This window comes from Paludibacter jiangxiensis (assembly GCF_001618385.1).
GTDB lineage: Bacteria > Bacteroidota > Bacteroidia > Bacteroidales > Paludibacteraceae > Microbacter > Microbacter jiangxiensis.
In genome coordinates, this window is sequence record NZ_BDCR01000001.1 from 342,308 (window position 1) to 363,434 (window position 21,127).

The 21,127-nt window shown below is 42.2% G+C and carries 16 protein-coding genes and 1 pseudogene; 9 read left to right on the plus strand and 8 right to left on the minus strand.

Annotated features, from left to right (window positions below; genetic code table 11):
* Window positions 1–299 precede the first annotated feature (299 nt).
* From PJIAN_RS01310 to PJIAN_RS01340, 7 genes are all read left to right on the plus strand, one after another.
* Entirely contained in the window at window positions 300–1,958 is a 1,659-nt protein-coding gene (locus PJIAN_RS01310) for a SulP family inorganic anion transporter (protein ID WP_068701276.1), read from the plus strand.
* A 479-nt stretch (window positions 1,959–2,437) separates the two neighbouring features.
* Window positions 2,438–3,619, plus strand: coding sequence for a sugar transferase (locus PJIAN_RS01315; RefSeq protein WP_172795550.1), 1,182 nt, complete (start codon window positions 2,438–2,440; stop codon window positions 3,617–3,619).
* A 53-nt stretch (window positions 3,620–3,672) separates the two neighbouring features.
* Window positions 3,673–5,433 (plus strand): hypothetical protein, encoded by a 1,761-nt coding sequence (locus PJIAN_RS01320; RefSeq protein ID WP_068702661.1) that lies wholly within the window; start codon window positions 3,673–3,675, stop codon window positions 5,431–5,433.
* Between the two features lie 20 nt (window positions 5,434–5,453).
* Window positions 5,454–6,590, plus strand: coding sequence for a DegT/DnrJ/EryC1/StrS family aminotransferase (locus tag PJIAN_RS01325; RefSeq protein WP_068702663.1), 1,137 nt, complete (start codon window positions 5,454–5,456; stop codon window positions 6,588–6,590).
* A 37-nt stretch (window positions 6,591–6,627) separates the two neighbouring features.
* Window positions 6,628–7,203: an acyltransferase gene (locus PJIAN_RS01330; RefSeq protein ID WP_068702665.1), complete on the plus strand. Its 576-nt coding sequence runs from the start codon at window positions 6,628–6,630 to the stop codon at window positions 7,201–7,203.
* Window positions 7,203–8,237: a Gfo/Idh/MocA family protein gene (locus PJIAN_RS01335; protein WP_068701279.1), complete on the plus strand. Its 1,035-nt coding sequence runs from the start codon at window positions 7,203–7,205 to the stop codon at window positions 8,235–8,237. The genes PJIAN_RS01330 and PJIAN_RS01335 overlap by 1 nt, the downstream gene beginning before the upstream one ends.
* 19 nt (window positions 8,238–8,256) lie before the next feature.
* Window positions 8,257–8,721 carry a DUF4293 domain-containing protein gene (locus tag PJIAN_RS01340; RefSeq protein ID WP_068701281.1) on the plus strand — a complete coding sequence of 155 codons (465 nt, stop codon included), beginning with the start codon at window positions 8,257–8,259 and terminating at the stop codon, window positions 8,719–8,721.
* A 57-nt stretch (window positions 8,722–8,778) separates the two neighbouring features.
* On the opposite strand, the gene PJIAN_RS01345 is transcribed toward PJIAN_RS01340, so the two are convergent.
* Window positions 8,779–10,317: a YifB family Mg chelatase-like AAA ATPase gene (locus PJIAN_RS01345; protein WP_068701283.1), complete on the minus strand. Its 1,539-nt coding sequence runs from the start codon at window positions 10,315–10,317 to the stop codon at window positions 8,779–8,781.
* A 199-nt stretch (window positions 10,318–10,516) separates the two neighbouring features.
* On the opposite strand from PJIAN_RS01345, the gene PJIAN_RS01350 reads away from it, so the two are divergent.
* Together PJIAN_RS01350 and PJIAN_RS01355 are read left to right on the plus strand one after the other, a co-directional pair.
* On the plus strand, window positions 10,517–11,491 hold the full coding sequence (locus tag PJIAN_RS01350; RefSeq protein WP_068701285.1) for a polyprenyl synthetase family protein: 975 nt from the start codon (window positions 10,517–10,519) through the stop codon (window positions 11,489–11,491).
* Between the two features lie 36 nt (window positions 11,492–11,527).
* Window positions 11,528–12,208 (plus strand): annotated as a pseudogene (locus tag PJIAN_RS01355) (hypothetical protein); the annotation flags it as partial.
* A 662-nt stretch (window positions 12,209–12,870) separates the two neighbouring features.
* Here PJIAN_RS01355 and trxA read toward each other — a convergent pair.
* The 7 genes from trxA to yidC all read right to left on the minus strand — a co-directional run bounded on the left by trxA (window position 12,871) and on the right by yidC (window position 21,094).
* Window positions 12,871–13,185: a thioredoxin gene (trxA, locus tag PJIAN_RS01360; protein ID WP_068701286.1), complete on the minus strand. Its 315-nt coding sequence runs from the start codon at window positions 13,183–13,185 to the stop codon at window positions 12,871–12,873.
* Between the two features lie 144 nt (window positions 13,186–13,329).
* Window positions 13,330–14,784, minus strand: coding sequence for an NADPH-dependent glutamate synthase (gene gltA, locus PJIAN_RS01365; RefSeq protein WP_236714357.1), 1,455 nt, complete (start codon window positions 14,782–14,784; stop codon window positions 13,330–13,332).
* A gap of 47 nt (window positions 14,785–14,831) precedes the next feature.
* The gene (locus PJIAN_RS01370) at window positions 14,832–15,662 is read right to left on the minus strand and encodes a sulfide/dihydroorotate dehydrogenase-like FAD/NAD-binding protein (RefSeq protein ID WP_068701290.1); all 831 of its coding nucleotides are present in this window, start codon (window positions 15,660–15,662) and stop codon (window positions 14,832–14,834) included.
* Window positions 15,663–16,000: 338 nt separating this feature from the next.
* Complete coding sequence (locus PJIAN_RS01375) at window positions 16,001–17,335, minus strand: outer membrane beta-barrel protein (protein ID WP_068701292.1); 1,335 nt, start codon at window positions 17,333–17,335, stop codon at window positions 16,001–16,003.
* The gene (locus PJIAN_RS01380; protein WP_068701294.1) at window positions 17,316–17,870 is read right to left on the minus strand and encodes an RNA polymerase sigma factor; all 555 of its coding nucleotides are present in this window, start codon (window positions 17,868–17,870) and stop codon (window positions 17,316–17,318) included. Before PJIAN_RS01380 ends, PJIAN_RS01375 begins: the two co-directional genes overlap by 20 nt.
* 128 nt (window positions 17,871–17,998) lie before the next feature.
* Window positions 17,999–19,141 (minus strand): lipid-A-disaccharide synthase, encoded by a 1,143-nt coding sequence (lpxB, locus tag PJIAN_RS01385; RefSeq protein ID WP_068701295.1) that lies wholly within the window; start codon window positions 19,139–19,141, stop codon window positions 17,999–18,001.
* Window positions 19,142–19,177: 36 nt separating this feature from the next.
* The gene (gene yidC / locus PJIAN_RS01390) at window positions 19,178–21,094 is read right to left on the minus strand and encodes a membrane protein insertase YidC (RefSeq protein ID WP_068701297.1); all 1,917 of its coding nucleotides are present in this window, start codon (window positions 21,092–21,094) and stop codon (window positions 19,178–19,180) included.
* Window positions 21,095–21,127: the final 33 nt, after the last annotated feature.

Sequence of the window (21,127 nt, forward strand, 5' to 3'; positions counted from 1 at the left end):
CAGAAAGCAGAATGCAAGCTTCACATAAAAGAGATGTACATGCCGCAACTTCTTTACCTGTCGCATTTCAGCCAAGAAGAAACGAGATGACAAAAATAGATAATTTTCACGAATTTCTTCCCCGTTTGTGAAACCTGTTGGGTTTGATTGTACATGTTTAAACAGGAAAATTCCAACTTTGTTGCGTGTGAAAACAATTGAAATTATTTTTTTTACTAATAGAACCAAAGAGGCTTCTATTTTGGTTTCATCCCTGCATATTTTAGCGTAATTTTGCAAGAAATTTTTTTATCTACAAAATGGTCTTTTCTCCCAAGCTTTTTGGAACTCTGAAGAACTATAACCAGGCTCAGTTCTACAAAGATTTAATGGCCGGCGTCATCGTTGGCATTGTTGCCCTTCCATTAGCAATTGCATTCGGTATTGCTTCGGGCGTTTCTCCCGAAAAAGGTTTAATCACAGCTATTATTGCCGGATTCATCATCTCCTTCTTTGGTGGCAGCAAAGTTCAGATCGGCGGCCCTACCGGCGCGTTTATCGTCATTGTTTACGGCATTATTCAGCAATACGGCATCACCGGCCTTGCAATTGCCACTGTAATGGCAGGAGCACTGCTTATCACAATGGGATTGCTGAAACTGGGGAATGTCATCAAGTTCATCCCTTTTCCTGTCATTGTCGGATTCACCAGCGGTATCGCGCTGACCATCTTCACCACACAGATAAAAGACGCCACCGGAATGCAGCTTGATAAAGTTCCTGCGAGTTTTATAGACAAATGGATTGTTTACTTTGAACACTTTTCCGGAATTGGCATTTGGTCTGTCCTGACCTGTGCAATCACGATTTTGATCATTGTATCCTTCACCAAAATCACCAAAAAAATACCGGGAACCCTTATCGCAATCGTTTTGGTAACCTTCGTTGCATGGCTAATCCGTCATCTGGGTTATAATCTGGGCATTGAAACAATAGGCGACAGGTTCACAATTCAGGCGAGTATGCCACAACCGGTAGGACTGCATTTCGACTTTGCCACCATACAGCATCTTTTGCCTCCGGCTTTCACCATCGCTATGCTGGGAGCCATCGAATCCCTCCTGTCTGCCATGGTTGCCGATGGTGTTATCGGAGACAAGCACGACTCAAATACCGAGCTGATCGGGCAGGGAATTGCGAATTTAGTCACCCCTCTATTTGGAGGAATACCTGCCACCGGAGCTATTGCCCGCACAATGACCAACATTAACAACGGAGGTCGTACACCTGTCGCCGGGATCATTCACGCGGTTGTTCTGTTGCTCATCTTATTGTTCTTGTCGCCATTAGCTCAACACATTCCTATGTCGTGTCTGGCAGGGGTGCTGATTGTCGTTTCATACAACATGAGTGAATGGAGAACTTTCCGTTCATTGCTTAAAAACTCAAAATCTGATGTTTCCGTATTACTGGTAACTTTCAGCCTTACCGTTGTCTTCGACCTTACGATTGCCATCACCATTGGTTTGCTGTTAGCAATGTTATTGCTTATCAAGCGATTGACAGAAACTTCTCATATCACGGTGTTCACTGACGATGTATCAGCGTCCGTTTATCAGGAATCAACAGCCAGCGACGAAAAACTGGACATACCCGCTGGTGTAGAGGTGTACGAAATTAATGGCCCGTTCTTTTTCGGAATTGCCAATAAATTTGACGAAGTAGTGGCTCAGGTTGCCGAAATGCCTAAGGCGCGTATTATCAGAATGCGCAAGGTACCTTTTATCGACTCCACCGGCTTACATAACCTCGACAGTTTCATTCGATTATCACGCCATCATAAAATAAAGATTATTCTCTCAGGAGTTAACGAGCAAGTTCACAATTCCTTACGAAGATCCGGCATTGCAAATGAAATCGGAGATGAAAATATTTGTTCAAATATTTATGATGCATTGAAGGTAGCTTCTGGGAAATAAGTGATATATTAGCAAAATAAAACGAGTTGGTTGCCTCACAACATAATGAGCAACATGATAACTTCTGAGTTAGCTTGTCTAAATGCTATTTTCTGACTCCTCAAACGGAAATATTACACAGAATGAAAACCAGAATAAAAAAGCACCACAACAATCCATTGGTAATCTACATGATTATTAATGTTATTGTTGCTGTTTGCTTATTTTATTCCACAGTAGGTTTGCTCCCATTTACCAGTCAACATCCGATCGAAAAATATACACTCCCATTTTTCATATTCCTGTTCGGGTGGGTCTTTTTTGGTATATCATTTAAGAAGTACCTGAACTTTCGTAAACGCAGGCTAAAACACGTAACAAAAAGTTGTTTGAAGTCAGACTTCTCAGCTATTATTGCGGGACTCTTAGTACTTATAATTTTCCCCGAACTTAATTATTCAAAGGTTGCGTTTATCTCGTTTTCGGTTTTGCTATTCTTTGTGGAAGCAATTCTCATTTCCGTCTATTATGGTTTTCACGAGGCAGAAGTGCACTCCGAATTGAATTTAGAAACGAATCCAACTCACTACGAAACCACCCTCAACCAGGAAGCTCGATTTGTAAATGACGAGGTCAGAGAATTCATGACCAACTATATAATGAAGCTCCAGGGAAAGGATCTACTGGATTTTCTACAAGATAATGCCGGATTATTTTTATCGTCGACTTTATTAATTAATACCACAGAACGTTTCAACATCGAGAAAGTATCTAAAACCCGCTACTCCACCATAATCAACCTCCACCAAATTAACGATATAAGAGAAATAAACACATTTTTCGCAACCATCAACGAACGACTACCGTATGGGGGTACTTTTGTCGGGTGCTTTGAAGCGCTGCAACAGCGTAAAAAAAGAATTTTAGGAGGCAAGAACAAACTTTTCCGAGTAATAATATATTTACGTGACTTTTTCATTTTCAGGATTTTGCCAAAGTTAAACCTTACCCGCGAATTATATTTCTGGATTACGGCAGGAAAAGGCAGGGCATTATCAATAGCTGAAGTATTTGGAAGAGCTTATTTTTGCGGTTTTGAGATAGCCCACGAAATTCAAATAGGAGGTCTCTCTTATTTTATTGCCAGAAAAAAGAAAGAACCGTTACGAATTGAGTCGGCACATTATAGTTTTTTGCTGGCACTGGAGCGGATTGGCAAAAACAAGGAGTTGTTTAAAGTTTACAAAATAAGAACGATGTATCCTTATTCCTCTTATTTACAGGGATATGTATTTCAAAAGAACAACCTGAGAGAAGGTGGAAAATTTCAACATGATTTCAGAATCACAACATTAGGTCATTTTTTGAGACGATACTGGCTGGATGAATTGCCAATGCTGGCAAATCTTCTTAAAGGAAATATGAAATTGGTTGGAGTCCGACCTTTAAGCAAGCAATATTTTTCTCTCTATTCGGAAGACTTACAACAACAACGAGTTCGCCATAAGCCTGGTTTGCTGCCTCCATTTTATGCCGATATGCCAAAATCATTAGAGGAAATACAAGCTTCTGAAAAAAAATATTTGGATGCTTGTGAAAATCAAGGTCTGTTTTTTACAGATTTGCAGTACCTTGCAACTATTCTTTTCAACATTCTTTTCAAAAAAGTACGTAGCAAATAACTACGGAGTTGATTTTGAGCAGTTCCTGAATGTTTAACTTTAAATTATTCTCGATGAAAAGACTACTGATCCTCTTAATCGTGGCATTATCCGCTGTTGGAATATCAGCTCAAAACATTCCTCAACACCAGTCCTATTCATCTCTTTATGATCTCCTTGACGAGTTGGCCAATGACGGTATCATCCAAATCAACTCAGCTGTAAAACCTTATAGTCGCACATTTATCGCTTCAAAATTGCAAGAAGCTTCCGCTCAGGACTCCTTACTTTCAAAGCGGCAACGAGCTGACGTCTCCTTTTATCTGAACGACTACTCTCTTGAAACAGGCAAACTCCCCTTCACCCGCTTTGACGTAGTTGACGAACCTTCCACAAAGGTATCGTTGTGGCATCCCGGCGTATTTTATCGCTCCGGCGATATGTGGATACGAATGACTCCTGTTTTGGGAGGCGACATTCTGAGGAACAAAAATGGGACTATATCGCAACGAACGGTAGGAGCCGAATTAATGACCCAACTGGGGAAGCATTTCACGTTGTATGCCAGCCTGAGGGATAACTCGCAGAGTGGTGAACTGCTTTCGAAAGGTGAGAAATATGCCAAAATAAAAAGCCCTTACACCTCCAAAGATACGTTGATGAGGTTGCCGTCATATCTGACTCAGGCTCCCGGTGCTGCATATAAGGTAGCAAACGGAACCAATGCCGGAGGCGATTTTAGCGAAATGCGCGCGGGAGTATATTACTCCTGGGACTGGGGAAATATTGGTTATGCCAAAGATCATATTCAGTGGGGCGACAATTATCATGGATCGAATATTTTGTCCGGCAACACCCCTTCTTTCCCTTTTCTGGCATTAAATCTTTATCCTTTCAAATGGGTGGAACTGAATTTCTTCCATGGATGGCTCACGTCCAACGTAATTGACTCTACCGATTACTACATCCAAAATACAGGAGAGAAGTCGTATCGTTACCGCAACAAATACATTGCTGCCAACATGCTGACATTTAAGCCCATGACCGGACTTAACATCTCCTTCGGAAATTCAATTATTTATGCAGAACGAAACATACAACTGGCTTATTTACTACCCCTGGCTTTTTACAAATCGATAGACCACACGTTGACAATGGGTTCTGAGAACCAAAACTCTCAGATGTTTCTGAATATCAGTTCGCGCAACATCAACCACCTGCATTTGTTTCTGTCGATGTATATCGATGAATTTTCCGTTAAACGGCTGAAATCCTCCAATCCTGAAACCAATCCAATTTCATGGAAACTGGGTGGCCGCTTGAGTAATTATCCCTTCAAAGACTGGTCACTAATAGCAGAATGGACACGTAATAACATTTGTACTTACAAACATTTTATACCGGCTATCGATTACACATCAAGCGGATATACCCTTGGTAGTTATTTATGGGACAACTCGCAGGAGATGTATCTGGCGCTGACATGTCGCCCTGTCAGGGGACTATTCCTGCAAGGGTCATTTTTGTCGGCCAGTCATGGCAATGAATACGACTATATCCACAAGGATATATTGAAAATAATATCTCAGCCTTTCATGAAAGACCAAGTATGGACTAACAAAACAATCTCATTCAGTGCCAACTACGAAGTAATCAACAATTTATTCCTTCTGTTCAACATCGATTCAAGCAACATAGAGGGACACAACGCAACGGGAGCCAAAACATACGGGGAATACAGATCGAACGCAAGTGGCTATCTCTCCATGTATACACCCGAATATCTACAGGGCAAGAATCTCACCTTCACGCTGGGATTAAGAGTTGGCCTGTAAGACAATCCAATTAAATGAATATGAATACCATTCAGATGGTTGACCTTAAAGGTCAATATGAAAAAATCAAAACTGAGGTGAACCAGGGCATTCAGGAGGTTATAGATTCCACTGCATTTATCAAAAGTGGCAAAGTAAATGATTTTCAGCGACAACTGGAAACTTATCTGGGCGTCAAACATGTTATCCCGGTAGGAAACGGCACCGACGCTTTGCAGATTTCGATGATGGCTCTCGGGCTCAAGCCCGGCGATGAAGTAATAGTTCCTTCGTTTACTTTTGTAGCGACTGCAGAAGTAGCTGCACTATTGGGACTTACACCTGTTTTTGTAGATGTAGATACTGATTTTTGCATTTCCGTCGAAGCTATAAAGCAAGCCATTACGCCAAAAACGAAAGTAATTGTTCCTGTGCATCTCTTCGGACAGAATGCGAACATGGAAGCTATTCTGGCTATTGCACAAGATTTTAACCTTTTCATCATCGAAGATGCGTGTCAATCAATAGGATCTGTATATACATTTTCAGACGGACGTAAAATGAGTTCCGGATGTATGGGAGATGTCGGTTGCACCTCTTTTTTCCCGTCAAAAAATCTTGGCTGTTTTGGTGATGGAGGAGCTATTTTTACAAACAACGATGAGTTGGCTGCTAAAATCAGATCGATTGCCAATCACGGGATGACAGTTCGTTATTATCACGATCAGGTAGGTGTCAATTCCCGCCTCGATAGCATTCAGGCCGCGATTCTTGAGGTAAAGCTAAAACATCTTGACGAATACAATGCAGCACGACAAGCTGCTGCTGATTTTTATGATCGCGAATTAGAAATATGCGACGAGGTGTCGATTCCCAAAAGGAATCCGTATTCCACGCACGTTTTTCATCAATACACGCTGATTCTAGACAGGATTAACCGGGATGCGCTTCAAAAATGGCTGAACAACGCAGGTATTCCTTCAATGATATATTATCCGGTACCTCTTCATTTGCAAAAAGCCTACAAGAATGAACGTTGCAGAGCTGAAAATTGCCCTGTAACAGAAACACTTTCATCATGCGTTCTTTCTCTTCCGATGCATACGGAGCTGGATGAAGAACAACTCACTTTTATTACTAAGAAGGTCAAAGAAGGTCTGTCGGCAAACAGAATATAAGAAATCACCGGAGAATTTGACAATTAAAATCATGCCCATGAATTATTTTGCACACCAAACAGCGATTATAGATGAAGGTTGCCAGATTGGCGACGGCACAAAAATATGGCACTTTTCACATATAATGTCTGGTGCCATCGTCGGAAGTAATTGTAATATTGGACAAAATGTGGTAATTTCGCCCCTTGTTGTACTTGGCAATAATGTAAAGGTGCAAAATAACGTATCGGTCTATACTGGTGTAACTTGCGAAGACGATGTCTTTCTGGGACCCTCGGTTGTATTTACCAATGTGATCAACCCCCGTAGTGCTGTTAACCGAAAAAATCAGTATCTTGCAACCAAAGTCTGCAAAGGGGCAAGTATTGGTGCTAACGCGACAGTGGTATGCGGAATCACAATCGGGACATTTGCCATGATTGGAGCCGGCTCTGTTATCACCAAAGACATTCAACCCTATGCGCTGGTAATGGGAAATCCTGCGCGTCAAACCGGATGGGTGAGTGAATATGGGCACAAATTGCATTTTGATACGAATGGAGTGGCTTTGTGCCCTGAAAGTGGGGAAAAGTATGTGCTTCGCAAGAATAGCGTGATTAAAACTAACCAATAATGACTGAAAAAATTAAGTTTGCTGTCGTAGGACAAGGGCATATCGGCAAACGACACGCGGAAATGATCCGTCGTGACGAGAGAGCCGAGCTGGTTGCCCTGTGCGATGTCCTTCCGAAGGAGACATTACAACTGAAAGATTCTCCGGAACCTTTTTTTTCATCCATAGATGACCTTTTGCACTCCAGCCTTGACATAGATGTCGTCAACATCTGTACTCCGAACGGTTATCATGCAGACTATGCCATAAAAGCACTGGATACTCATCGCCATGTGGTGATTGAAAAACCGGTAGCATTAACCAAGAATGACGCTGAAATCATTCTGAATAAGTCACAAGAAGTGTCCCGTGACGTGTTTTGCGTAATGCAAAACCGTTATTCGCCACCTTCGGTTTGGTTAAAGCAAATGGTTGATGAGAAAGTTCTTGGAGATATCTACCTTGTCCAACTAAACTGCTTCTGGAACAGAGACGATCGTTATTATCGTCCGGACGACTGGCATGGTGATGCACGATTAGACGGGGGAACTCTTTTTACGCAGTTCTCTCATTTTATTGACATAATGTATTGGTTGTTTGGGGACATAACCAACATAAAGGGTAATTTTCACGATTTCAATCATCAATTGCTTACTGACTTTGAGGATAGCGGGGTTGTACTCTTCGACTTTGTAAAAGGAGGAATGGGAGTACTCAACTATTCGACTGCTATTTGGGATAACAATTTCGAAAGCAGCATTACCATCATAGGTTCAAAAGGGACTGTAAAAGTTGCAGGACAATACATGAATGAAGTTGTTTATTGTCATGTTAAGGATTACGATATGCCGGAGCTCAACCCTTGCAACCCGCCTAACGATTACGGTCCTTACAAAGGTTCGGCGCAAAACCATCATTATGTAATTGGAAATGTTGTTGATACATTGACTGGAAATGACACTATAACAACCAGCCTTCGAGAGGGTCTGAAAATTGTGGAAATTATAGAGCGCATTTACAAAGTGCGCGATTTGAACTGGAAAAAACAACGCTAATCAAATAATTAAAAAACAAATGATTCAACGTATTCAAACTGTATATTTGCTGCTTGTTGCCATTTTATCGACAATCGTAGTTTTCTCTCCGGTTTCGTTCATCGCAACTTCGGCAAATGTTTTCGACCTGTCTTACAAAGGCTTTTCTGCGACTCCTCCTATCGATGCTTTACACATCAATACGTGGCCATTGACTTTAATCGCAGCTCTCATTCCTCTGGTTGCTTTTGCTTCCATCTTTCTGTATAAAAAACGCAAGCTACAAATAAGACTGAACATTGTAAACTTTCTTTTGATCGATGTTTATTATGTAACAATGCTTGCTTTTATGTGGTTTGCCGACGCAAGACTTGGTCTGCCTTCACGATGGGGATACCATCTGGCAGCTTCGCTTCCGGCCATCAATATGGTATTCACTTTCCTGGCTATACGGGGAATTCAAAACGATGAAAAGCTGGTACGATCGCTTGATCGTCTGCGATAAGAGATACTTTTCAAAACGAAGAAGCGGATTGCCAACATTGACAATCCGCTTCTTCGTTTATCCACCCCATCCATCTCTGTCAAGGTTACGATAATTAATAGCTTCGGCAATATGCTGAACCTCTACTTTCTCACAGGCTCCAAGGTCAGCGATTGTACGCGACACTTTCAATATCCGATCGTATGCTCTGGCAGAAAGGTTAAGCCTTTGCATTGCATTCTTGAGCAATGCAGATCCTGCCACATCGGGTGTTGCGTAGGTTCGCAGTTGCTTTGAACTCATTTGGGCATTACAATATACACCTTTACTTTCGGCAAACCGTTCCTCCTGTATCAAACGCGCTTTGATCACCCGTTCACGAATCGTAGAACTAGGTTCGGGCGTTGACTCTTCCGCCAGTTTATCAAACGGAACCGGTACTATCTCGATGTGAATATCAATTCGGTCAAGCAGCGGGCCGGAAATACGGCCAAGGTATTTCTGTACCATTCCGGGAGAACAAACACATTCCCTCTCCGGATGGTTATGGTATCCGCAGGGACAAGGATTCATGGAGGAAACCAGCATAAAACTGGCAGGATATTCAATGGCGAATTTCGCCCGGGAGATACATATTTTCCTATCCTCTAACGGCTGTCTCATAACCTCCAGAACCGTTCTTTTAAACTCTGGAAGTTCATCAAGAAATAAAACGCCATTATGCGCCAGCGATATTTCGCCGGGCTGAGGAAAAGTTCCGCCGCCAACGAGGGCGACATCGGAAATGGTATGGTGTGGATTACGAAAGGGCCTTTGAGCCAAAAGAGAGGTATTGCCTGACATTTTGCCTGCTACCGAATGAATTTTAGTGGTTTCAAGAGCCTCATGCAAGGTAAGAGGGGGAAGAATTGACGGAATGCGCTTTGCCATCATGGATTTACCGGCGCCCGGGGGCCCAACCATAATCAGATTGTGTCCACCGGCGGCAGCAACCTCTATCGCCCGCTTTACACTCTCCTGCCCCTTCACATCCGAGAAATCAGCTTCAAAATGACCAATATTATCGAAGAATTCCTGTCGTGTATCAACCGTAACAAGCTCCAAATGCTTATTCCCGTTGAAGAAATCGATCACTTCGGTAATGTTTTCTGCTCCATACACGTCCAGATTATTGACAACCGCAGCTTCACGTGCATTCGCTTTTGGGACAATCATTCCTTTAAAACCTTCTTCACGGGCTTTAATTGCAATGGGAAGTATTCCCTTTACCGGTTGGACCGTTCCGTCAAGCGACAGTTCACCCATGATGAGATATTTTTCCAACTCGTCGTTCTGAATTGTTTTTGCAGCAGCCAGTATTCCTATTGCAAGCGGAAGGTCATATGCAGAACCTTCTTTACGTATATCGGCAGGCGCCATGTTAATCACAATCTGATAACGGGGGAACTCAATATTGTTTACCTGCAGAGCAGAAATAATTCGTTGTTGACTCTCTTTCACCGCATTATCAGGCAGTCCAACCAAAAAGAAACGTATGCCACGAGACACATTTACCTCAATAGTTACGATAGTGGCATTGATACCATGCACGGCAGCTCCGAAGGTTTTTACTAACATTTTCTTCTCTTTTAGATTAAAGTTAACAAGAACAAATATACACATTGTTTACAAAAAGAGAAAACTATTTTTTTTATTGAAGACGGAAACTTTCCCGATTTTAAAAAACCTGCTAAAGAAAATGTTATTTTTTCTTCTTTTTCTGATGTTTTTTTCATTTTTTTCTTGTACATTCGCTTTATCAATTTGTTATTTTGGAATGCTACAAGTTAACGAAGCTCAAGATATTATTAACAAGCGCATTAGCAACCTTCACTATCCGGCCTCTCCGGAGAGGTTATATGAACCTATCCGGTATGTATTGGCTCTTGGAGGGAAACGGATTCGTCCGGCATTTGCACTTTTGGCTTGTAATCTCTTCTCCGAAGAGATAGAATCTGCAGTTGAACCTGCCATTGGCTTGGAAGTTTTTCACAATTTCACTTTGTTGCATGACGACATAATGGACAAAGCCGATATGCGCCGGGGCCACCAGACAGCTCACAAAAAATGGTGCGACAATGTTGCTATCCTTTCCGGTGACGCTATGCAGATTGATGCTTACCGACACGTAGCACAGGCTCCGCAGTCCAAATTAAAAGAAATATTGGACTTGTTCTCTCAAACCGCTATAGAAGTTTGCGAAGGACAGCAATTTGACATGGATTTCGAACATCGCAACAATGTTTCTTTGCCGGAATATATAGAAATGATACGTCTGAAGACGGCCGTATTACTCGCTTGTAGCCTAAAAATGGGAGCCCTTGTCGGAAATGCAAATACTACCGACGCTTCTCTCTTATACGAATTTGGTATCAATCTCGGATTAGCATTTCAGCTGCAAGACGATTTCTTGGACGTATACGGTGACGTGGAAAAATTCGGTAAAAACATCGGTGGAGATATCCTTTGCAATAAAAAAACGTTTCTGTTGATTTCTGCTTTTAATGTAGCAGATGATTCCTCAAGAAAAGAGCTCGAAAAATGGCTAACCATTCCGGATGCAAATCCGCAGGAAAAAATTAAAGCGGTTACTGATATTTATAATCGGCTAAACATAAAACAAATTTGTCAGGAAGAGATGGACTGCTATTACCAGAAAGCCCTCCATGCGCTTCGTTCGGTCAGTTGCCCCGAACAGAGAAAAGAAGTTCTGCAAAATTATGCCAGTCGATTAATGCAACGAGAATCCTAATATGCCTTGTAGTTTGAACTATATACCCTTTTGACTATGCCCTACAGAAGATTGCCTAACACAGACCAAGCCAGAGTACGAGCACTACGTACAGCGCTTGACGAGTCAGATCGACAGCATTTACAGCTTGTGATCTCGTACAAGACTCAGCATGAAGCTAAAGTGTTATTGCAAAAATTTGAACAGGCAATGGGTTTGTACAAACAAACCTATGACAATCAGGTCAATTCAAATAAAGATTTTCAGCAGATATTTCGCAATGCCCGCCTTTACATTTCGCATTTCATTCAAGTGCTTAATCTGGCTGTTCAGCGAAGCGAAATCAAAAAAGAATACAAAAAACTGTACCATCTTGATCCCGAAGATTTTTCCGTTCCTGACATGGTCAGCTCGGAGTCATTGATTGAATGGGGACAAAATATTATCGAAGGGGAAGCCCTACGAATGAAAGCTGGTGGAGTTCCTCTTTATAACCCGGCGATTGCCAAAGTTAAAGTTCACTACGATATATTCAAAGAATATCGGGACAATCAGCTGTTCTTACAGCAAAACACAGCTCGTTATGCCGACAAAGTAAACGTATTACGCCAGCCGGTTGATGATCTTATTGTTGATATCTGGAATCAGATAGAGGGATTTTTCAACGAATTGCCTCCTTTTTCGCGCATGGAGAGTTGCAAAGCATTCGGCGTAATTTACTACTATCGAAGAGGCGAAGCTGAACTTACCCCTGCCGACGATCTGCCTAAGCCTATTGAAATTATAGAAGAAGCACCTGTTGTTGAAGCCATCTCTGAATCTCCCGTTGAAGCAGCAGAACCAATCGTTGAAATGGAGGCTCCTGTTGTAACGGAAGAGCAAATAATTTTGGCAGAAGAATTAACACCCGCCATTGACGCTGCCGTCGAAGAAGAATCGTTTATTGAGAGTCCGGTTGAAGCAGAGCCTGTACAGATGGAAACAGAAGAAGAGGCCCCTGTAATAATGGAAGCCGAAAATATTCTTCCAGTGGAATCTGAAATCCAGACTGTCGTTTCGATAGAAAAGCCGGTAGAGATTATTCTGGAAACCATAGAAGAACCTCAGGCTGTAACAGAAGAATCTCCTCTTCTATTCGAGCCCGAAATACCGGAAGTGACATTGTTCGACGACAACGAAATTGTTGCTGAAGTAGCAGAAGCAGAACCTGAATTGAAACTGAATGGTGCTATTCCCAAAAAGAGGAAAAAGCGCAATGCAAAGCAAGACGAGTTATTATCGCTCTTCTTTCAGTAAAACATAGAAGCGTTCGTTTGACGAACGCTTTTTTTATGCCCTAATAAACAAAGAGCGTATTGAAACAAGTTCAATACGCTCTTCTTACATGATAATAACTGCAATTATAATAAAGCTTCAATTTTGGCCTGTAATGCTTGTTTTGGCAATGCACCCACTATCTTATCAGCTAATTCGCCATCCTTAAACAAAAGAATTGTAGGAATATTGCGAATCAGGAATTTTTCAGGACTGTCAGGATTATCATCGACATTCAATTTACCGATAAAGGCCTGTTCTTTGAATTGTTCTGCCAATTCTTCTACTATAGGAGCAACCATGCGGCAGGGGCCACACCATTCTGCCCAAAAATCCACCACTACTACTTTATTTGACTTGAGGATTTCCTCAAAGTTGCCGTCTGTAATCTCGTGCGCCATAATTATTATGAGTTTTTAGTTGAATCTATTTTACAAGAAAGATTGTTTGTCAGAAGCTTACCAATCGGTAACCACTTCTCTTTTTTCTTTGGCAAAAATACATCCTTATTTGTAGATTCGGATACAAAAAGTCAAATAAATTTATCAACAAGATTTTAGATATTCATCCATTGCAGCTGCAGCCCTTCTGCCATCGCCCATTGCAAGTATCACGGTTGCCCCGCCCCTGACAATGTCACCTCCGGCAAAAATAGTCGGAACCGAAGATTGCATTCCGTCATTAACGGTAATGGTTCCCCATTTCGACACGGACAAATCCTTTATTGAACTTGGCACCAAAGGATTAGGAGACACCCCAATACTTACGATTACCGTGTCAACATCAATCGTTTCAATGGCACCCGGAATTTCAACAGGGCTTCTCCGACCTGATGCATCAGGTTCTCCAAGCTCCATTTTCTGAAGTCGCATTTGTTTTACGCGACCTTTTTCATCGCCTATGTATTCGATCGGATTGTGCAGTGGCATAAATTCCACGCCTTCTTCTTTGGCATGTTTGATTTCTTCAATACGAGCAGGCATTTCGGCTTCAGAACGTCTGTAAACGATCATCGCATGTTCGGCTCCCAGTCGTTTGGCTGTACGAACAGCATCCATAGCCGTATTACCACCTCCAATAATGGCAACATTCTTTCCTGACAGCACAGGTGTATCTCCGTCCCGCAATGCACCCATCAGGTTAATACGGGTAAGGTATTCGTTGGACGACATAACTCCAATGAGATTTTCGCCTGGAATATTCATAAAACGGGGCAATCCGGCTCCGCTGCCTACGAACAAAGCTTTGTATCCCTGCGCCTGTAAATCTTCAAATGTGATGGTTTTTCCAACGATGCAGTTGGTTACAATTTCCACGCCCAGTTTCTTGAGCATTTCAATTTCCACATCGATTATAGAATTAGGAAGACGGAACTCGGGAATTCCATACTTAAGTACACCTCCAATTTCGTGCAAAGCCTCAAATACGGTCACAGAATAGCCTCTTTTTGCCATATCGCTGGCAAAGGCTAACCCGGCAGGCCCAGAACCGACAGCAGCAACCTTTATGCCATTAGAAGGAGCGCATTCAGGCACTGCCATTTGGCCGCTTTCGCGTTCATAATCGGCTGCAAAACGTTCGAGATACCCAATTGCGACTGCTTCCTTGCCCATTTTTTGCGCGTAGATACATTCGGCTTCACACTGTTTTTCCTGAGGACACACACGACTACAAACGGCAGGCAAAGCACTGGTTTGTTTTATTATTTTGGCCGCTTCAAGAATTTCGCCTCTCTCAATATTTTTTACAAATTGAGGGATATCAATACCTACAGGGCAACCGTTTGTGCATGATGGAGCGGGACAGTCAAGGCAACGTTTTGCTTCGTTCAAAGCCTCTTCCTTTGTTAATCCGCAGTTTACCTCTTCATTGTTTTTATTTCGGTAGTCAGCAGGGAGCTCGCGCATGTGAACGCGAGACTTATCTGCACGTTCTTTATTCTTTATAGATTTCCGCAGCTCTTCACGCCACGGCTCATTTCTTTTTGTATTATTGTCCATATTCATGGGATTGAAAGTTGATTTAATAAGAGATAGACATCACCGGATCAAATGGCTGCGGTTTCGATGTAATGTTTCATTGCTTCGGTCTCGATTTCTTTGTAGGAGTTGAGTCTCATTTGCATTTCATCAAAATCCACTTCGTGAGCGTCGAATTCAGGACCGTCTACACAAACAAATTTTATTTTTCCGCCGACAGTAATACGACAAGCACCACACATACCGGTACCGTCTACCATAATAGTGTTGAGCGAAGCCATAGTAGGCACATTATATTTCTTGGTGAGCAATGCCACAAATTTCATCATGATAGCAGGACCAACCGTCACACACATATCTACTTTTTCTCTGAGCAGCACCTCTTCAATCCCCGCAGTAACCAAGCCTTGTTTGCCATAGCTACCATCGTCTGTCATGACAATTACTTCATCAGAATTAGCTCGCATCTGTTCTTCGAGAATCACAAGATCTTTGGAACGGGCTGCAAGAACCGTTATAACACGATTTCCAGCCTTTTTCATAGCTTCCACTATTGGTAACAGAGGTGCAACACCAACTCCTCCTCCAGCGCAAACTACAGTACCGTAGTTTTCAATATGAGTAGCTTTCCCCAACGGACCAACGAGATCGGTTATATAATCACCTTCATTCAGGTCACATAATTTAGCTGAAGAGACACCAACACGTTGCACAACCAACGATATACTTCCTTTTACAGGGTCAGACGCAGCAATGGTTAATGGTATGCGTTCTCCCTTCTCTCCAACTTTTACCAGTACAAAATGACCGGCTTTGCGTGTTTTGGCAATTTGAGGAGCTTCCACTTCAAAATGTAATACATTGGGTGAAAAATGCTCCTTCTTTAAGATTTTGTTCATATTTGATAAATTGATATTGATTTGTCTGAGGCGTGTTGCTATGTGCTATCTTTGTGGGGTCTAGCGCTCGCAAATGTACTTATTTATTGGGAGAATGGCAATCAAACCGGCGTGGAAGATAAATGCGAAATGTTAAAATTACACCCTAAAAAGTAGAAAAAATCTATCAAAACATGTTGTAAAGCATACGAAAACATTTGGCCAGTATTTCAAAAAGGACGAAATTTGTCATCGTTAAAACTACACAATCTTTTTTGCCTTAAAAAAACTAATACCTATTAGCAATAAAAAATGGGACTTTGTGAAAAGTCCCATTTTTTGCATTTAAAGCATTTATTCTATTTAATCAGGGAAAATCTTAAACCGGTTTTGAGAGCGGCATTCAAAGGATGCTCCGTACGTGAGCTCTCCGGTTGGTTGCAGGGCACATACCATGCGCCGCCAATTTCAGCATACCAGCTAATGAAGCGATATAAGCGATAGCTTGCTCCGATTCCGGCTTCCAGTGCCACCTGAACGCCACTAATGGAGTAATGATAGCGTTCCTGTTCTGTTGGAATATTTTGAGAGTTGTAAGTATAAATTTTTTCAACGAGAGAGATTCCTTTTTCAATTCGTCCCCCACCCGTCAGATATACCGAGAAGGAAGGTTGCTTAATAAACGCATAGGCTAAAGAAACCGGCACGCCGATGTAATGTTGCTCTATGCGCCCGGTAGCCTTCACATTAGAAGAAGACTGAAGTTCTCCTGTAGTTATAAGAAGGGTATATACTATTCCGCTTTGCAATTCCCACCTATTACCAATCGGCATTCCGGCCGTTAGCCCAAAAGACATTGGCACATAATAAGTCTTCTTATCAGAGAAACTGATGAGCGTGGGAGTAGATGAAGCCAGCAATGCATCTGCTTGTGACACCCGGGAGAAAAGGTGCGAACTAATAGATTCGCTTGATGTCAGATCAGTTCCTGCGCCCGACGACAGTCCCAAATTTCCCTGAAAGTTTCCGGCAAGCCAATGAACCAGATTATTCGACCCAGTTGATTGCTTTTTGCCGGTCGTGAATGCAGCTTTTGAATCCTCAACAGGCAAATTTGGCAACTCCGCATACTGTTTTACGGGATGCGTAATATAGCCGGCAGTATCAAAATCATTTACAACAGGCTTGGCTGCAACAACTGCTACCTGCTGAGCGTTATCTGCATCCTTACCTGCAACAGATATATTTTGTCCCTTTGATTCTGAAAGCAATACCGTAGCAGTTTGGGCTTGTTCCTGTGTTTTAGTTGCAACGCTGTTAGCAGCATGAACAGTGGACGGGTTAGAAGCAAGGGCTAACGGCTTTTGTTGCGAACCGTCTTCTTTTTCATTTACCAGGGGACGGATGGTTGATTTTGCTGAATTAAGCCCTGCGTTGTGATTCGAAGACTGTACCGCAAGGTTACCTCCCGTAGACACCCGGCCGTTGGACAGATATGAAACTCCGACAAACAAAACTCCAATAATCGAAGCGGCAGCTGCCACATAATACCACACAAAGCGACGACGCTTGGGTTGTGCTTCAGCCAGCTTCTGACTAAAAACAGCCCAATCATCAGACGGCAGCTCAACCTCGTAATTGTCGAACTTCTGCCGGATTAATGTGTCGTTTTCTTTATACTTGTGAGTATCCATAGATTTCTACCATTTTTTGTTGCAACAGAGCACGGGCTCTGGCAAACTGCGATCGTGACGTGCTTTCGGCAATACCGAGCATTTCACCAATTTCCTTGTGACTATATCCTTCTATAGCATACAAGTTGAACACCGACCGAAAACCAGCCGGCAGACCTGCAATAATTTCGCGTAATTCATCAGTCGAGATCCGCTCAATAATTGTTTCGTCATTTTCCTGCACTTCATAAGAAGTCGCCAAATCATAACTCTCTCGCAGAACATCATTCTTCCGAAGAAACTCCAGCGACGTAGTTACAAAGATACGCCGCATCCAACCCTCGAAAGATCCTTCGTGGGCAAACGAGCTTATATTCAGGAAAATCTTGATAAACCCATCGTGCATCAAATCTCTGGCTGTCTCATAATTATTGACATACCGCATGCACACACCCATCATCTTGCGTGAATATTGCTCATAGAGCTGCCGTTGTGCAGCAGCAATCCGCTTTTGGCAATCTTCAATTAATTGTGATTCTTCCCGGGCAATGTACATTCACTGTTGATATAGATGGTTTTGGATAGTAAAACGTTGCATGAGGATGCAATAAAGTGCCAAATATAACCATTTTTTGATTATTACAGGTGCTTTTTTATCTTTTGAGAAAGCAAAATAAGGTTGCTTTAGTCAACCTTTGAAGTAAGTAGTTGCACCATAGCTTCTGCAGCAGTTTTAGAAGCTCCGGCACTGCCCAGCTGTTTGTGCAAAAGCTGGTATTCATGCAGCATTTGTTTTCTGTATGAAATATTGTAGAGTAAGCTTTTTAATTCATCTTTCAACGCTTGCTGCGTCACTTGCGACCCAAGCAATTCTTTAACGACAGGCTTCCCCGTGATGATATTCACCAGAGAAAAGTAAGGCGTATGAATGAGAATTTTGTAAAGGAAGAGAATGATACGACCAAATTTCACGTTGTAAGTCACTACCTGAGGAATATTCAGGAGTGCAGTCTCCAGAGTGGCCGTTCCGGAGGTTACCAATGCCGCCGAAGCTTGCTGAAGCAAAGCATAAGTTTGGCCGAATACAATTTTCACATTGTGACCTGCAATAAATTGCGTATAATATGAAGTTACAATACCCGGAGCACCTGCAACGACAAACTGGCATTCAGGAAACTCATTCATAATAGACGCCATCATGGGGAGATTATCCGCAATTTCTTTTTTCCGACTACCGGCCAGAAGCGCAACAATCGGCTTTTGTTCCAGCTTATTGCGGCGCACAAATGCAGAAAATGGCTCTCCTTTTTCGGGGCGGGTATCAATGGCATCCATCAAAGGATTACCCACGTACAAAGTCTTCGTGTAATCGTGCTTTTTATAAAAGTCAATTTCGAAGGGAAAGATGCAAAACATATTATCGACTAATGCCTTAATATGTTTAATACGATATTCTTTCCAGGCCCACAATTTAGGAGAGATGTAATAAAAGATTTTGACCCCCAGCTTTTGTTTCGCATATTTTGCAATACGCAGGTTAAAGCTCGGATAATCAATCAAAATCAGAACATCAGGAGAGAAAGTACGAAGTGTTTTTTTACAGACATACAAGTTTCGCAATACGGTTCTCAAATGAAGAATCACCGATACGACGCCCATGAAGGCCATCTGTCTGTAATGAATAAGAGGTTTTCCACCTACAACCGACATCATATCACCTCCCAGGAAGCAAAATTCAGCTTCCCGGTCGGTGTTTTTGATTTCCCGCATCAGATTAGACCCATGTAAGTCGCCCGATGCTTCGCCGGCAATAATGAAATACCTCATGTGCAATTTTGTCTTTGCGAAGTAAGTCTGACCGATTTATTTTTTCTTGGAAGACGCAGCTTTTTGGCGTTGAGCCTGTTCGCGCTGCATTTGTTCCAGACGATCCATAAAGCCACCTTTTTTCTTTTTCGAAGGCTTTTTCTTATTAGCTTCCAATTGCATTAAAAGCTTGTCTTCATTCACAAAGCTGCGAATTGCATAAGTCTGCGCGATCGTAATCAAGGTTGACAAGAAATAGTAGTAGCTCAAACCGGAGGCATAGTCGTTAAACCAGAACCACATCATAATCGGGGTGAAATACATAATGATGTTCATTCCCGGCATTTGTTGGTTTGTGGCCATCTGCGACTGCATATTGATCTTTGTGTAAATAAAGCTGACAATAGTCATCAATAAACAGAAGAGACTGATATGATTCCCGAAATAGGTAGTGATAAAAGGAATGGTTGCGTTCCAGGTGATCACCGCATCATAAGAAGAAAGGTCTTTTGCCCAGAGGAAGCTCTGATGACGCAACTCGATAGACGCCGGAAAGAAGTTGAACATCGCGATCAAAATCGGCAACTGTAGCAGCATCGGCAAACAACCGCTCATTGGACTTACGCCCACCTTTCGATAAAGATCCATAGTCGCTTTCTGACGTTCCATTGCCTTTTCGGAAGGAATCTTAGCGTTGATTTCGTCTATCTGAGGTTTCAGTACACGCATCTTGGCTGACGACATATATGATTTATAGGTCATCGGGAAGAGTACAAATTTGATAACAACCGTCATCAAAAGAATAATCAAACCAAAGCTTCCGATAAAGCTTCCGAAGAAGTTAAACATCGGAATGATGGCATATTGGTTAATCCAACCAAAAATACCCCAGCCGAGCGGAACCAGTTTGGTCAGGCGCATTTTCTTGTCGTTATCTACGCCTTTATCGTATTTAGCCAACAGGTTAAATTTGTTCGGAACGAAATAGAAACGGAAGCTTGTTGCCGCAGTGCTTTTAGGATCAAATCCAACGCTCATTTTCGCTTTGCATTCGCTGATGTATTTCGAGTTAACGTTATCATCGAATGAGCTTTCGAGAGTGCTTGATGTAAAGGCTTTATCGGCTACGAGGACGCTACTGAAGAACTGGTCTTTAAATGCCACCCATTGCAGCTGATTCGGAAGATTTTGTTCATCATGTCCGCTTTGCTTCAGGTTGTTTACATTTTCGGCAATGTATTTATAGAACAAACCGGTGTAACGAGCTTCAAATTTACGCCCTTTTTCCTGCTGACGGATTTTCGCGTTCCAGTTCAATTCCAGACGATCGGTGTTAGGAGCCAACACAGATTCCATTCCCTTGCCTTTAACTTCAAGTTTAACCATGTAGTCGTCAGGAGCGAGGGTGTACACGAAATCAAGATACGAACCGTTGGTGGCTTTCAAACGAAAAGTGTACGATTTTGGAGAATCGGTAACGGTTTGGTTTTGTGAAATACCAATCGGTTCAAAATAAAGGTTCTGCGTACTAAGAACTCTGTTATTATTGGTTGCGAAAGTAAATCCGAAATTGCTTTCGTTTTTATCAAACAATATCAAAGGCAACGAATCATGTGTCTGGTAGTTTTTCAGTTGCACTGAATAGAGACGACCACCTTTGTTAGAGAATGTGATTTTAACCACTTTATTCTCTACTGTGAATAGCTGTTCTGTACCTGTTCCTGCTGGTGCCAAAGGACCAAACGCAGCATTGATAGAGGCTGTATCGTTCTTTGCGATCAGAGAATCGGAGGCAACCTGAGCTGCATTTTTAGCTGCCACTGCGGCTTGCTCCTGTGCTGTTTTTTGTACAGCCGCAATGGAGTCCTGTGCCCGTTGAGCTGCAACCTGCTCTTTTGAAGGGCGGTTAAGCACAGAGAAGCCGACAAGAATCAGAATAATTAAGACAAATCCGAGAATCGTATTTTTATCCATAAGGTTGTTTTAATTGCGATTGGGATAAGGTTT